Source organism: Streptomyces spinoverrucosus (genome assembly GCF_006539505.1).
In the GTDB taxonomy this organism is placed as follows: Bacteria; Actinomycetota; Actinomycetes; order Streptomycetales; family Streptomycetaceae; genus Streptomyces; species Streptomyces spinoverrucosus.
Map to the genome: position 1 here is coordinate 1 of NZ_BJND01000023.1, position 14,388 is coordinate 14,388.

The 14,388-nt window shown below is 72.4% G+C and carries 14 protein-coding genes; 7 read left to right on the plus strand and 7 right to left on the minus strand.

What is annotated here, in order from left to right; translation table 11 throughout:
- On the minus strand, nt 1-284 hold a 284-nt coding region (locus SSP24_RS16610; protein WP_280527083.1), incomplete at its 3' end, for a biotin carboxylase N-terminal domain-containing protein.
- Between the two features lie 377 nt (nt 285-661).
- Here SSP24_RS16610 and SSP24_RS16615 point away from each other — a divergent pair.
- Nucleotides 662-1,132 (plus strand): hypothetical protein, encoded by a 471-nt coding sequence (locus SSP24_RS16615; RefSeq protein ID WP_141310335.1) that lies wholly within the window; start codon nt 662-664, stop codon nt 1,130-1,132.
- On the opposite strand, the gene SSP24_RS16620 is transcribed toward SSP24_RS16615, so the two are convergent.
- Nucleotides 1,101-1,721, minus strand: a complete 621-nt coding sequence (locus SSP24_RS16620; protein ID WP_141310336.1) for a Maf family protein — start codon at nt 1,719-1,721, stop codon at nt 1,101-1,103. The two genes, SSP24_RS16615 and SSP24_RS16620, sit on opposite strands and share 32 nt — an antisense overlap.
- A 31-nt stretch (nt 1,722-1,752) precedes the next feature.
- Nucleotides 1,753-1,881, minus strand: coding sequence for a morphogenic membrane protein MmpB (gene mmpB, locus SSP24_RS44915; RefSeq protein ID WP_141310337.1), 129 nt, complete (start codon nt 1,879-1,881; stop codon nt 1,753-1,755).
- A gap of 123 nt (nt 1,882-2,004) precedes the next feature.
- Between mmpB and SSP24_RS16630 the strand changes: the two genes are divergently transcribed.
- A complete protein-coding gene (locus SSP24_RS16630) occupies nt 2,005-3,147 on the plus strand; it encodes an SGNH/GDSL hydrolase family protein (protein WP_141310338.1) in 1,143 nt (380 codons plus the stop codon).
- Here SSP24_RS16630 and SSP24_RS16635 read toward each other — a convergent pair.
- A complete protein-coding gene (locus tag SSP24_RS16635) occupies nt 3,132-3,341 on the minus strand; it encodes an acyl-CoA carboxylase epsilon subunit (RefSeq protein ID WP_141310339.1) in 210 nt (69 codons plus the stop codon). The genes SSP24_RS16630 and SSP24_RS16635 overlap by 16 nt on opposite strands.
- 9 nt (nt 3,342-3,350) lie before the next feature.
- Entirely contained in the window at nt 3,351-4,961 is a 1,611-nt protein-coding gene (locus SSP24_RS16640; RefSeq protein ID WP_141310340.1) for an acyl-CoA carboxylase subunit beta, read from the minus strand.
- Nucleotides 4,962-5,071: 110 nt separating this feature from the next.
- On the opposite strand from SSP24_RS16640, the gene SSP24_RS16645 reads away from it, so the two are divergent.
- Both SSP24_RS16645 and SSP24_RS16650 read left to right on the plus strand, forming a co-directional pair.
- Entirely contained in the window at nt 5,072-5,932 is an 861-nt protein-coding gene (locus SSP24_RS16645) for a biotin--[acetyl-CoA-carboxylase] ligase (RefSeq protein ID WP_141310341.1), read from the plus strand.
- A 92-nt stretch (nt 5,933-6,024) separates the two neighbouring features.
- A complete protein-coding gene (locus SSP24_RS16650) occupies nt 6,025-7,131 on the plus strand; it encodes an adenylate/guanylate cyclase domain-containing protein (protein ID WP_141310342.1) in 1,107 nt (368 codons plus the stop codon).
- Between the two features lie 17 nt (nt 7,132-7,148).
- Here SSP24_RS16650 and SSP24_RS16655 read toward each other — a convergent pair whose 3' ends face one another.
- Nucleotides 7,149-7,907 (minus strand): hypothetical protein, encoded by a 759-nt coding sequence (locus tag SSP24_RS16655; protein ID WP_141310343.1) that lies wholly within the window; start codon nt 7,905-7,907, stop codon nt 7,149-7,151.
- Between the two features lie 227 nt (nt 7,908-8,134).
- Here SSP24_RS16655 and SSP24_RS16660 point away from each other — a divergent pair, with 227 nt between their 5' ends.
- From SSP24_RS16660 to hutH, 3 genes are all read left to right on the plus strand, one after another.
- Nucleotides 8,135-8,935 (plus strand): enoyl-CoA hydratase/isomerase family protein, encoded by an 801-nt coding sequence (locus SSP24_RS16660; protein ID WP_141310344.1) that lies wholly within the window; start codon nt 8,135-8,137, stop codon nt 8,933-8,935.
- A 993-nt stretch (nt 8,936-9,928) separates the two neighbouring features.
- On the plus strand, nt 9,929-11,071 hold the full coding sequence (locus SSP24_RS16665; protein WP_141310345.1) for a GGDEF domain-containing protein: 1,143 nt from the start codon (nt 9,929-9,931) through the stop codon (nt 11,069-11,071).
- 907 nt (nt 11,072-11,978) lie between these two features.
- Nucleotides 11,979-13,517 (plus strand): histidine ammonia-lyase, encoded by a 1,539-nt coding sequence (gene hutH / locus SSP24_RS16670; RefSeq protein WP_141310487.1) that lies wholly within the window; start codon nt 11,979-11,981, stop codon nt 13,515-13,517.
- Nucleotides 13,518-13,561: 44 nt separating this feature from the next.
- Here hutH and SSP24_RS16675 read toward each other — a convergent pair whose 3' ends face one another.
- Nucleotides 13,562-14,335 (minus strand): hypothetical protein, encoded by a 774-nt coding sequence (locus SSP24_RS16675; protein WP_141310346.1) that lies wholly within the window; start codon nt 14,333-14,335, stop codon nt 13,562-13,564.
- Nucleotides 14,336-14,388 lie beyond the last annotated feature (53 nt).

Consider the following 14,388-nt stretch of genomic DNA (forward strand, 5'->3'; position numbering starts at 1 on the left):
AGGACCGCCTGGGCGAACTCGGCGTTCTCCGACAGGAAGCCGTAGCCCGGATGGATGGCGTCCGCGCCGGACTCGCGGGCGGCCTTGAGGACCTTCTCGATGTCGAGGTAGCTGGTGGCGGGGGTGTCACCACCCAGGGCGAACGCCTCATCCGCGGCGCGGACATGCAGAGCGTCCCGGTCCGGGTCGGCGTAGACGGCCACGCTCGCGATACCGGCGTCCCGGCAGGCCCGGGCTACGCGGACAGCGATTTCGCCACGGTTGGCGATGAGCACCTTGCGCACGATTGAGGCTCCCTCCTTGAAACAAGCCGAGTTTAGGGACTGCCGACACGGCACTTCGACCCGTCCCCAATGGTGAGCTTGCCCACACGGAGCGTGATGCGAGGCTCGCTCGACCCAAGAAATCCCTTGTCGCGGCGCGGTACGCAGGACTCCTTCGGAAAACCCTAGCCGTCCCGTGTGGTCAAGGTCTCTGTGAGAGCGTGCTGCGGCCCACTCCGATTCTTTGTCGAGTCCCTACGAATGGCCCAATGATTCTTTGCCCGCGGCCGAACCCTTGTCCCGCGGTTTACCCGTTAGTAGCGTTCGCGATGTACTCGAACGTACTCGGGGTAACGGCACCCTGTGGCGGTGCGGCGGTCGAAAGTGGGTGGGGACCGGTGGTGCGCAGGCCGGTGGCGTGGATCGTGGCGCTGGTGCTCTTCGCCGAGGCGTTCGGCATCGCGGCACTGCAGTGGTTCCTGGGGATCGTGGTCGACAACCAGGACATGTCCCTGGCGGGCCTCGACCCGGACGTGATGTCCCTGTCCTCGAAGATCGGCGGCGTGGCCTTCGGGCTCTACTTCGCCCTGTGCGGGCTGATCGCCCTCCTGGTCGCCGTGCGCGACCGCACCCCGGCCGGCCTCGGCCGCCTCCTGCTGATCAGCGCGGCCGTGGTGCACGGCGTGCTGGGCGCGTTCACCTGGGGGCTGGTGGGCTGGCACGCGTTCTTGTTCATGGTGGTGGTGATGGGCCTCATCGTGCTGCTCCTGATGACGTACGACGGTCAGCAGCGGCCCGACGGTACGGACGGCGAGTCCCCGGCCACCGACGCCCCGGTCAGCCCTCCGCCGGCGCCCACAACTCCGTGATGCCCACGCCCAGTTCGGCCAGCAGCCGCCGTACCAGGGGCAGGCTGATGCCGATCACATTGCCGTGGTCGCCGTCGATGCCGTCGATGAACGGCGCCGAGCGGCCGTCCAGGGTGAAGGCCCCGGCGACGTAGAGGGGCTCGCCTGAGGCGACGTACGCGGCGATCTCCTCGTCGGTGGGGTCGCCGAAGCGGACGACCGTGGAGGCGGTCGCGGACGCGTACCGCCCGCTCAGCGTGTCGTAGACGCAGTGGCCGGTCTGGAGCGTCCCGGCCCGGCCGCGCATCGCCTTCCAGCGCGCGGTGGCCTCCTCGGCGTCGGCCGGCTTGCCGAGCGCCTCGCCGTCCAGGTCGAGCACCGAGTCGCAGCCGATCACCAGGGCGCCCTTGACGTCGGGCCGGGCGGCCACGACGGAGGCCTTCGCCTCGGCGAGGGCGAGCGCCAGCTCGGCGGGGGTGGGCGCGGTCACGGCGTCCTCGTCGACGCCGCTCACGATCACCTCGGGGTCGAGCCCGGCCTGCCGCAGCAGCCCGAGGCGGGCGGGGGACTGGGAGGCGAGGACGAGTCGACGGCGCGGCTGATCAGTCATGCGGCCAGAGTATCGGCGTACTCCGAACGGCTCATCCCAGCCCGAGCACGATCATCGTGAGCACTACGGCCAGCGCCATGAGAACGCCCAGCCGCCGCAACATCTCCTGCGCGTCGCGCAGTTCCTTCGGCGGCTCGTTCTCCGGGTCGGACCACAGCATGCCTTCGATCGTCAGTCGGCGGCGCCGGGCGGCGCCTGAGTACGCGTACTCAAGTTTGAATAAATGGGTCCTTGGTTCCGTTAAGCTAAAGGGACTCCAATCCCGTTTGGAAGGGTCGTGCCCATGTTCACCACCGCCTGGACCGCCTCCCCGCAGCTCCCCAGCGAAGGCTTCACTCCGAACTGGTCCCGCGAGGGCCTCTGGCGTCAGTCGCTGCGCCAGGTCGTGCGGCTGACGGCGGGCGGCGACCAGCTGCGCGTGCGGCTGTCGAACGCGTACGGCACCTCACCCGTGCGGCTGACGGGCGCGACGGTGGGGCGTACGACCGCCGGTGCCGCCGTCGAGCCCGGGTCTGAACGCCGCCTCACCTTCGGGGGCGGGTACGACGCCGAGATCCCGGCGCGCGGGCAGCTGCTGAGCGACGCCGTGGACCTCGCGGTGGGCGCGCTCGCGTCGGTCACCGTGACGCTGCACTTCGACGCGGTCACCGGCCCCGCCACCTTCCACGCCCAGGCCTTCACCACCAGCTACCGGGGCCCTGGAGACCTGCTCGCCGACACCGCCGGGACGGGCTTCGACGCGGTGACCGAGTCCTGGTACTTCCTGTCCGCCGTCGAGGTGGACGCCGGGCGCACCGACGGGATCGCCCTGTTCGGCGACTCCCTCACCGACGGCTTCGGCTCCACCCCCGGCACCGACCGCCGCTGGTCCGACGCGCTCGCGGCGCGCACCGGGCGGCCGGTGATCAACGCGGGGATCGGCGGGAACCTGCTGCTCAACGACTCCGCCTGGTACGGCGAGCGGGGCGTGGGGCGGCTCGGGCGGGACGTCCTCGGTCATCCGGGCGTGGACACGCTGGTCGTGCTGCTCGGGGTGAACGACATCGGCTTCAGCGAGACGGACGAGCAGCCGACGTACCGGCCCGCACCGGTACTGGAGGCCGCCGAACTCATCGCGGGGCACCAGGAGTTGATACGACAGGCGGCGGGCGCGGGGCTACGGGTGGTGGGCGCGACCCTGGTGCCCTTCGGCGGGTCCGACCACTGGGGCGAGCGCGCGGCCAAGGTCAGCCATGAACTCAACGAGTGGATCAGGTGCTCGGGGGAGTACGACGCGGTGGTGGACCTGCACCGCGTCCTGGCCGATCCGGCGGACCCGGACCGGCTGCACCCGGCGTACGACTTCGGCGATCACCTGCACCCGGACGACGCGGGCTACGAGGTGATGGCCGAAGCCGTCGCGGACGTGCTTCAGGCCGGCCAGTAGGTACGCGCCCACGACGTCGGGCCCGGCTGGGGCACGTGCCGGCCGGCGAGGCGGGCCGGGTCGGACCAGGAGTCCCGCGGGCCGGGTGCGCCGGGCGGCACGGCCGATGCCGCCGCGGCGCGGACCCGGACCACCGCCAGGGCGGCGGCCAGCTCCTCGGGCGTCGGGTTGCCCCGTACGACTTTGATCGTCACAGCGGCTCCTTACAGGGGGATGTTGCCGTGCTTCTTCGGGGGCAGGGATTCCCGCTTGGTGCGCAGTTGACGCAGGCCGCGCACGATGTGGCGGCGGGTGTCCGACGGCATGATCACCGCATCGACGTAGCCGCGCTCGGCCGCGATGTAGGGGTTGAGGAGGTGGTCCTCGTACTCCTGGATGAGCCGTGCCCGGGTCGCCTCTCCATCTCCTGTGCCCTCCGCCTCGGCGATGGTGCGGCGGTGCAGGATGTTGACGGCGCCCTGGGCGCCCATCACGGCGATCTGCGCGGTCGGCCAGGCCAGGTTCAGGTCGGCGCCCAGGTGCTTGGAGCCCATGACGTCGTACGCGCCGCCGAAGGCCTTGCGGGTGATGACGGTGATGAGCGGGACCGTGGCCTCGGCGTACGCGTAGATCAACTTCGCGCCGCGCCGGATGATGCCGTCGTGCTCCTGGTCCACGCCGGGCAGGAAGCCGGGGACGTCGACGAAGGTGATCACCGGGACGTTGAACGCGTCGCACGTCCGGACGAACCGCGCCGCCTTCTCGCTGGCGGCGATGTCCAGGCAGCCCGCGAACTGCATCGGCTGGTTGGCGACCAGACCGACCGGGCGGCCCTCCACGCGCCCGAAGCCGGTGATGATGTTCGGCGCGTACAGCGGCTGCGTCTCGAAGAACTCGGCGTCGTCCAGGACGTGTTCGATCACCGTGTGCATGTCGTACGGCTGGTTCGCGCTGTCCGGGACCAGCGTGTCCAGCTCGCGGTCCTCGTCGCTGAGGGTGAGGTCCGCCTCCTCCGGGAACGCCGGGGGCTCGCTGAGGTTGTTGGACGGCAGGTACGACAGCAGCTGCTTGACGTACTCGATGGCGTCCTTCTCGTCCCCGGCCATGTGGTGGGCCACGCCGGAGGCAGTGTTGTGGGTGCGGGCGCCACCCAGCTCCTCGAAGCCGACGTCCTCGCCGGTGACGGTCTTGATGACGTCCGGGCCGGTGATGAACATGTGCGAGGTCTGGTCGACCATGATCGTGAAGTCGGTGATGGCGGGCGAGTACACCGCGCCGCCCGCGCAGGGGCCCACGACGAGGGAGATCTGCGGGATGACACCGCTGGCGTGGGTGTTGCGGCGGAAGATCTCGCCGTACGCCCCGAGCGAGGCCACCCCCTCCTGGATGCGGGCGCCGCCGGAGTCGTTGATGCCGATGACCGGGCAGCCGGTCTTCAGCGCGAAGTCCATCACCTTGACGATCTTCTGCCCGTAGACCTCGCCGAGCGCACCGCCGAACACGGTGAAGTCCTGCGAGAAGACGGCGACGGGACGGCCGTCGACGGTGCCGTAGCCGGTCACCACACCGTCCCCGTAGGGGCGGTTCTTCTCCAGACCGAAGTTGGTGGAGCGGTGCCGGGCGAACTCGTCCAACTCCACGAAGGAGCCCTCGTCGAGCAGCAGCGTGATCCGCTCACGGGCCGTCAACTTGCCCTTGGTGTGCTGCTTCTCGACGGCGCGAGCGGAGCCGGCGTGCGTCGCTTCCTCGATGCGGCGCTGGAGATCCGCGAGCTTGCCCGCGGTCGTGTGGATGTCGATCTCTTGACGCTCTTGACGCTCTTCCGGCTCGGACATCGGGATACGGCTCCCTGCCTGCTCAAAAGGGGGGACGGTTACTCATCCGTAGCGTAGTGGGGTGCCTTCCGATCAGCAGTGCGGCGTTTACCACACCTAGGGTGGCTTGCATGACGCCCCGAGATGCATCAGAGCCGAACAACCGCTGGACCGATCTGGAGCGGCCGCCCCTGAACGCCGCGGCGCTGCGCAAGGCGCTGGTGCGGGCGGGCGGGCTGTGGTCCGAGGTACAGGTGGTACAGCGCACCGGTTCCACCAACTCCGACCTGGTGGCCCGGGCCGCCAAGGGCCTGGCCGAGGGGGCGGTGCTGGTCGCGGAGGAGCAGACCGCCGGGCGCGGCCGCCTGGACCGCGAGTGGACCGCTCCGCCGCGCTCCGGCCTGTTCTTCTCCGTCCTGCTGCGCCCCACGGAGGTGCCGGTGGCCCACTGGGGCTGGCTGCCGCTGCTCACCGGCGTCGCCGTGGCGACGGGCCTGTCCCGGGCGGCGGGCGTCGACACGGCACTCAAGTGGCCCAACGACCTGCTGGTGACCGTCGGCGGCGAGGAACGCAAGGCCGGCGGCATCCTGGCCGAGCGGGCGGCGGACGACGGCGTGGTGATCGGCGTCGGCATCAACGTCACGCTCCGCGAGAACGAACTGCCGGTGCCCACTGCGGGCTCGCTGGCGCTGGCCGGGGCCGTGAACACGGACCGGGACCCGCTGCTGAGGGCCGTACTGCGGTCGCTGGAGGAGTGGTACCGGCGGTGGCGGACGGCCGGCGGTGACGCGGCGTCCAGTGGCTTGCAGGAGACGTATGCCGCCGGGTGCGCCACGCTGGGGAGGGTGGTGCGGGCCGAACTGCCCGGAGACCGGTCGATCATCGGAGAGGCGGTCGCGGTGGACGGGGACGGTCGGCTGGTGCTGGCGACGGAGGACGGTGTGCAGGAGCCGGTCGGCGCCGGCGACATCGTGCACTTGAGAGGCGTTTAGCCGCGATGCCGGGAGGAGTGACCTGGGGCACAGCTGACGTAAAGTTGGGGCCGGTCGATATCTGACCGCGGCAGATCGGAAGGGCAGCAGGCGTGACCGTCGACGACACGGGCTCCGGTACGGACCCGCAGGGCGCCGACTCCGGCGAGGACCCGCTCGCCCTGCGGCTCGAACAGCTCATCCTGGGCGCCGAGCGGCGCTACACGCCGTTCCAGGCGGCCCGCAGCGCCGGTGTCTCCATGGAGCTGGCCTCGCGTTTCTGGCGGGCGATGGGCTTCGCCGACATAGGCCAGGCCAAGGCGCTCACCGAGGCGGACGTCCTGGCGCTGCGCCGCCTGGCCGGTCTGGTCGAGGCGGGACTGCTCAGCGAGGCGATGGCCGTGCAGGTCGCCCGGTCCACCGGGCAGACCACGGCCCGGCTGGCCGAGTGGCAGATGGACTCCTTCCTGGAGGGCCTGACCGAGCCCCCCGAGCCCGGCATGACGCGCACCGAGGTGACCTATCCGATCATCGAGCTGCTCCTGCCGGAACTGGAGGAGTTCCTCGTCTACGTCTGGCGGCGCCAGCTCGCCGCCGCGACCGGGCGGGTCGTGCAGGCCGCCGACGACGAGGAGATGGTCGACCGCCGCCTGGCCGTCGGCTTCGGGGACCTGGTCGGCTTCACCCGCTTGACCCGCCGCCTGGAGGAGGAGGAGCTCGGCGAACTCGTCGAGGCCTTCGAGACCACCGCGGCCGACCTGGTGGCCGCGCGGGGCGGGCGGCTGATCAAGACGCTGGGCGACGAGGTGCTGTACGCCGCGGACGACGCGGGGGTCGCGGCCGAGATCGCGATGCGGCTCATCGAGACCATGGCGAACGACGAGACGATGCCCGAGCTGCGGGTGGGCATCGCCTTCGGCACGGTGACCACCCGGATGGGTGATGTGTTCGGTACGACGGTGAACCTGGCCTCGCGGTTGACGTCGATAGCTCCACGGGATGCGGTCCTGGTCGACAGCGCGTTCGCCGAGGAGCTGATCCGCAGCGGCGAGGCCCCCGCCTCCGAGGCGGCGGCGGCCGAGGCCGCGGCGGCCGCGGAGAAGGAGGGCGAGGAGCCGCCGACGTACCGCTTCGCACTCCAGCCGATGTGGCAGCGGCCGGTGCGTGGGCTGGGCGTGGTCGAGCCCTGGCTGCTCACGCGGCGGGACGGGGTGTCGTAGCGGGGCGTGCCTCGCAGCTAACCCAGGGAGTCCAGACACAGGTCGATGACCGGTAGGCAGAGGCCGGGGTCGTCGGGTTCGGGGGTGGGGGTGCTGGGTTTGGGTGGCGGGGTGGGGTTGGTCGTGGGCGGGGGCTGTGGTGGTGTGGGACGGCTGGTGCTGCTGTCTGGCGTGTGCCGGGCTTCCGGGACGGTCGTGGCCTTGCGGGAGGTCGGGGGCGGGGCGTAGGGCTGTCCGGCGGCATTCGAGGACGACGGGATGGGGATGGCGAGCGTCGTTCCGTGTGTGGGGAACGCGCTCGGCCTGCCCAAGGGGGCGGGTGCGGAGGGGTCCGTGGTGGGGGCGGTGGCGGAGGTGTTGCTCGCCTGCTCGTGCTCGTTCTCGCTGCCGACTGCCGCATCGGGGCTGGGTCCCGCCGCGGCGGCTCCGGCACTGCCGTTTCCGGAGTCGGGGGACGCCAGGCGTACGAGGCTCAGCACACCGGCGGCGACAGCGAGGCCGCCGGCGGTGAGGAGGGCCTTGCGGGGGCGGGGGCGACGGTGGCGGCCGCGGCCGGTGGGGGAGGCGGTGTTGGGGCGCTGGGTGGTGCCTGCGGCGCCCTGGTGTGTACGTCCCGCTGTCCTGCCCTGAGGTGTATCTGGCGTCGGCGCGGCGCTGTTGGCGTGGCCGTTCGCGCCCGATGGTGCGGCCGCCCCGCGTTCGCTCGTGCCGTCGTGCCCCGTGTCGTTGCTCCGGCCGTTCCTCGTCCGGATGTTCGTCGACGTGTCGGTCCTCATGGCGGTTCCTCCCCGATGCGCTCGCGCCCCCCGGTGCGCCGTAGCGGAGCGCACGCTATGCGCTCCCCCGGGGCAAGGAGGGGGAGTCGGGCCTGATGTCACTCGAACGGGGTGTCGGGGGGTGAGTCGGGAACCCAGGGCGCGCGGGGGCTCGGCCTTCCCCCGGAGGGGCGGGGCTGGAATGATCGGGGCGAGTGTTGTTAACCCGCGTTAACCGGGAGGGTGTCGTGAGCGAGGAGCGGTTCGGGGAGTTCGTGCTGGTGCGGCGGCATGAGGACGGGCATGTCGCGGAGCTGGCACTCGACCGGCCCAAGGCCATGAACGCCGTGTCGACGGAGATGGCCAGGTCGATCGCCGGGGCGTGCGCGGCGCTGGGGGAGGACCGGGACGTACGGGTGGTCGTGCTGACGTCGACGCATGAGCGGGCGTTCTGCGTGGGGGCCGACCTGAAGGAGCGCAACTCGCTGAGTGACGCCGAGTTGGTACGGCAGCGGCCGGTGGCGCGGGGGGCGTACACCGGCGTACTGGAGCTGCCGGTGCCGACAGTGGCGGCGGTGCACGGGTTCGCGCTGGGGGGCGGTTTCGAGCTGGCGCTGTCGTGTGACGTGATCGTGGCGGACGGTACGGCGGTGGTGGGGCTGCCGGAGGTGTCGGTGGGGGTGATTCCGGGGGGCGGCGGTACGCAGTTGCTGCCCCGGCGGGTGGGGGCGGCGCGGGCGGCGGAGCTGATTTTCACGGCGCGGCGGGTGGCGGCGGCCGAGGCGCGGGAGCTAGGTCTTGTGGACGTGCTGGTGGAGGAGGGCCGGGACCGGGAGGAGGCGCTGACGCTGGCGTCCCGTATCGCCGCGAACTCACCGGTCGGCCTGCGGGCGGCGAAGCGGGCACTGCGGCTGGGACACGGGCTGGACTTGCGGGCGGGCCTGGAGGTCGAGGACGCGGCGTGGCGCTCGGTGGCGTTCTCGGGGGACCGGGCGGAGGGGGTCGCGGCCTTCAACGAGAAGCGGAAGCCGGAGTGGCCGGGGGAGTGAGCGGGGGTGCGCGGCTTTCCAGGCGCCGCCCGGTGTTGCGGTCGGTCGGGGGTTGGGCGCGTGATCCGGCGTTGACGGGGCGCGGTTTGCGCCCGCGCGTGGCGCCGGGGGCCGTGGACCGGCGTGCGTTTTCGGGCAGCCGGTGTTGCGGTCGGTCGGGCGTTGGGTGCGTGGCGCGGCGTTGACGGGCCCGGTCCGCGGCCGCCCGTGCCGCCCCAGCGGCATGACTGCCAGCGGCTTGACGAGGAGGCTGGGGTGCGCCCCTGCGCGCGGCTTTCCAGGTATCCGGCGTCGCGGTCGGCCCGGCGTTGGCGCGTGACCCGGCGCCGAGAGGCACCGTCCGCGGCCGCCCGTGCCGCCTCAGCGGCATCCGGCGTCGCGCTGACCGAGGCTTGGTCGCGCAACCTGGCGTTGACAGGGCGCGGTCCGCGCCTGCGGGTGCCGCCGGGGGCCGTGCACCGGCGGGCGTTTTTTCAGGCGCCCGGTGTTGCGGTCGGCCGGGGCGGGGCAGGACGTCGTACCGCCGCCGGAGGCCGGGCCGCACCGGCGGGACGGCGTTCGGGCCGCGCCGCGGCGGTCGGGTGATCCGGCGTCGAGAGGCACCGTCCGCGTCCGACCATGCCGCCTCAGCGGCATCCGGCGTCGTGCTGACCGAGGCTTGGCTGCGCAACCTGGCGTTGACGGGGGGCGGTCCGCGCCTGCGCGTGCCGCCGGGGGCCGTCCACCGGCGTGCGTTTTCAGGCGCCCGGTGTCGCGGTTGGCCAGGCGTTGGTCGCGTGACGCGGCGTCGAGAGGCACCGCCCGCGGCCGCCCGTGCTGCCCCAGTGGCACGGCGGACCGCGGCTTGACGGACTTCACCCCGTCGCCCGCCACGGCAGACGCCGCCCACGGCCCGCGTTGCAGTGGCTCGCCCGGGTGTCGATGGTGTACGTCGTCTCACCCCACCGCCCCCGAAACATCCCCATTCCCCCCAAACGTCCCTAGCCTGGAGTGATGGGTGAGGAGAGCCGGCTTGCGGCTGTGGTGGCGTTGGCGCAGGGGATGGCTGCGGCGCAGTCGGTGCGTGAGGCGTGGCGGGCCGCCGCGCTCGGGGCGTGTCGGGCGTTGGACGGGAGTTTTGCCGCGCTGTCGGTCTGGGAGCGGGACCTCGGGCGGTTGCGGGTGCTCGTCAACGTGGGTGAGCGGGCGGACGACGAGGAGGAGTTCCCGCAGGACGAGGCCTATCCGGTGCACCAGTTCGCCGAGATCACCGAGTTCCTGCACGAGCAGTGGGCCGGCGGCGGCGAGCCCGACGCCTGGGTGGAGACCGCCGACGGGCCCACCGCCGGGCGCGCCGGTTTCTGTCATCAGCGGGTCGCCGCCCTGCGGCGCCGGGGACGCGGTTGCTGCGTCGTCGCCCCCGTCGTCCTGCACGGCCGCGCCTGGGGCGAGCTGTACGTCGCCCGCCCGCTCGGCGTCCCCGTCTTCGACCGCGCCGACGCCGACTTCGCCACCGTCCTGGCCGCCGTCGTCGCCGCCGGGATCGCGCAGACCGAGCGGCTGGAGGAGGCCCGTCGGCTCGCCTTCACCGACTCCCTCACCGGCCTCGCCAACCGCCGCGCCGTGGACATGCGTCTGGACGAGGCCATCGAGCGGCATCGCAGGGACGGCGTGGTGGTCAGCCTGGTCGTCTGCGACGTCAACGGGCTCAAGCGCGTCAACGACACCCGCGGGCACGCCTTCGGCGACCGGCTGCTCGAACGGTTCGGCTCCGTGCTCTCCCTGTGCGGCGCCATGCTGCCCGGCGCCCTCGCCGCCCGCCTCGGCGGCGACGAGTTCTGCCTGCTCGCCGTCGGTCCGCCCGCCGACGACGTCGTCAAAGTCGCCGACGAACTGTGCCGCCGCGCCGCCGAGCTGGAACTCGGCGACGGTGTCGCCTGCGGCGTCGCGTCCACCGAGCACCCGATCGGGCCGGTCCGCTCCGCCCGCCGCCTCTTCCGGCTCGCGGACGCCGCCCAATACCAGGCCAAGGGCGTCCGCGCCGCCAAGGCGGTCGTGGCCGGCCGCGAGGGCCCCGACGACCCCGTCGTACGCCTCGCCGACGCACCCCCGGAGGGCCCCACCCCCGAACGCCGCCGCTTCCGCGGCCGCCGCTGACCGAAGAGCACGCGTGCCGCGCCCGGTGCCGAGCGAAGTGCCCGCGTGCCGCGCCTGACGCCGAGCAAAGAGGACGCGAGTGGCACTCGACGCCGAGCGAAGGGCACGCGGGCGGGGCCCGACGCCGAGCGAAGTGCCCGCGTGCCGCGCCCGACGTCGAGCAAAGTGCACGTGAGCGGCATTCGACGCCGAGCGAAGTGCACGCGAGCGGCACTGGACGCCGAGCGAAGAGCAGGCGAGCCGCGCCCGACGCCGAGCGAAGTGGACGCGAGCGGCATTCGACGCCGAGCGAAGTGCACGCGAGCGGCACTGGACGCCGAGCGAAGAGCAGGCGAGCCGCGCCCGACGCCGAGCAAAGAGCACACGTGCGCCCGACGCTGAGCGAAGTGGACGCGAGCAGCACTCGACGCCGAGTACAGAGGACGCGAGCGGCACTCGACGCCGAGCGGAGAGCAGGCGAGCCGCGCCCGACGCCGAGCGAAGAGCACGCGTGCCGCCCCCGACGCCCAGCGAAGAGCACGCGTGCCGCCCCCGACGCCGAGCGAAGAGCACCGTGCCCGCCCCGACGCCAAGCTTCCTCCGCGCCGCCCAGTCCCTTCGCGCCGTCGCGCCTCCCCGAGCCGCCGAGCATCCCCCCTCGGCCCAGTCCCTTCGCGCCGTCGCGCCTTCCCCGCGCGCCGCCGAGCCCCCACGCCGCCCAGTCTCCTCCGCCCCGCCGAGCCCTCCGCGCCGCCCAGTCCTCCGCCCCGCCGAGCCCCCCGCGCCGCCCAGCCCCCTCCGCCCCGCCCAGCCCCACGCAACCCCCCCGAAGACCCGCGACACCAGCCCCACCCCACCCGGTAAGGCCCACATCCCACCCCCACCCGTGACATCTTCGAATTCACTGCGTACGCTCCTGAATATGGATATGCACACTGTGGTGGTAGGGACGTCCGGTGTCACCGCGTCCGACGTCCTCGCCGTGGCGCGCGCCGGCGCCCGGGTCGAGCTCTCCGGTGAGGCGGTGGCCGCCCTCACTGCGGCCCGCGGGATCGTGGACGCCCTGGCGGCCAAGCCCGACCCGGTCTACGGCGTCTCCACCGGCTTCGGCGCCCTCGCGACCCGGCACATCGGCCAGGAACTGCGCACCCAGCTCCAGCGCAACATCGTCCGCTCGCACGCCGCCGGCATGGGGCCCAAGGTCGAGCGGGAGGTCGTACGGGCGCTGATGTTCCTGCGGCTGAAAACCGTCTGCTCCGGGCACACCGGCGTCCGCCCCGAAGTCGCGCAGACCATGGCCGACGTACTCAACGCCGGTATCACCCCCGTCGTGCACGAGTACGGCTCCCTCGGCTGCTCCGGCGACCTCGCGCCGCTGTCCCACTGCGCCCTCACCCTGATGGGCGAAGGGGACGCCGAGGGCCCCGACGGGGCAGTGCGCCCCGTCGCCGAGTTGCTCGCCGCGCACGGCATCCAGCCCGTCGAGCTGCGCGAGAAGGAGGGCCTCGCCCTGCTCAACGGCACCGACGGCATGCTCGGCATGCTGCTCATGGCCCTCGCCGACCTCGACACCCTCTACAAGTCCGCCGACGTCACCGCGGCCCTGTCCCTGGAAGCCCTCCTCGGTACCGACAAGGTCCTCGCCCCCGAGCTGCACGCCATCCGCCCGCACCCCGGCCAGGCCGCCAGCGCCGCCAACATGCTGGCCGTACTGAAGGGGTCGGGTCTGACGGGGCATCACCAGGACGACGCGCCCCGCGTCCAGGACGCCTACTCCGTGCGCTGCGCCCCGCAGGTCGCCGGCGCCGGACGGGACACCCTCGCCCACGCCCGCCTGGTCGCCGATCGTGAACTCGCCTCCGCCGTCGACAACCCGGTCGTCCTGCCCGACGGCCGCGTCGAGTCCAACGGCAACTTCCACGGCGCCCCGGTCGCCTATGTGCTCGACTTCCTCGCCATCGCCGCCGCCGACCTCGCGTCCATCGCCGAGCGGCGCACCGACCGGCTGCTGGACAAGAACCGCAGCCACGGGCTGCCGCCGTTCCTCGCCGACGACGCCGGGGTGGACAGCGGCCTGATGATCGCCCAGTACACGCAGGCCGCGCTGGTGAGCGAGATGAAGCGGCTCGCCGTACCGGCGTCCGCGGACTCGATTCCGTCCTCCGCGATGCAGGAGGACCACGTCTCCATGGGCTGGTCGGCGGCGCGCAAGCTGCGCACGGCCGTGGACAACCTCACGCGGGTCGTCGCCATCGAGATGTACGCCGCCACGCGCGCCGTCGAGCTGCGCGAGGGGCTGACCCCGGCCCCTGCCACGCAGGCCGTCATCGACGCCGCACGGGCCGCCGGGGTGGCCGGTCCCGGGCCGGATCGTTTCCTCGCCCCGGACCTGGAAGCCGCCGACGCGTTCGTGCGGGACGGGCGGCTGCTGGCGGCGGTGGAGACGGTCACCGGACCGCTCCAGTAGGACGGTTGAGGGGCCCTGCCGTACGACCGGCAGGGCCCCGGAGATTACTTGAGCTTGGCGACCTGCGCCTCGACCACGGCCGCCGGGATCTCGGCCACCTCGCCGGTACCGAGCGCGGCGAAGTTCACGGTGTAGAACGTGGCGATGGTGTTGCCCTTGCGCACCACCTCGGTGTGGAAGGTGGCCGTGCCCTCGCCGTCCATGTCGACGTCCTCGGCGAACGCCACCGACTCGTCACCCAGCCCGGAGCCCTTCACCGAGGCGACCTTGGTGACCTTCGAGTTCTCGCCGCCGGTGGCGAGTCCGTACCCGCCGGAGCAGGCCGAGACGCCGTCGGACACGGCCTTCATGGCCTTCTCGGCGCCGTCACCCTCGTACGAGGAGAGGCCGACGAACGTCATGTTGATGTTGAAGGCGTCCGCGATGTCCTCGGGCTGCGCGGTGGCGGTCGACGCCTTGTCCTCCGCGACGTTGTTGCTGGCGTTCGCGTCCGTGTCACCCGGGGCGAGAGCGGCGGTGGCCCAGGCGAGCGGGTCGCACTCCGCCTTGTCGGTCTTCACCTCGGTCTTGGACTTCGGGAGGGTGTCGTCCCCCGAGGTGACCTTGTAACCCTTGACCTCGCCCTGCGCGAGGAGCAGCTTTTCCAACTCGGCCGCGCTGAGCGCCTTGGCGGCGGCCTGAGTGGGCGAGGAGGAGGACTCCGTGTCCTTGGAGTCGTTGGAAGTGTCCGACTCCCCGCCACAACCGGTGATGAGGGCGAGCGACAGCGCGCTCACGGCGACCGTGGCGCCCATGCGCACCCTCGATGATCTCTTCATGAGCGGACTATGAGGCTCAGGTCAAGGACACGTCAAGCCAGGTTTTCCGAACC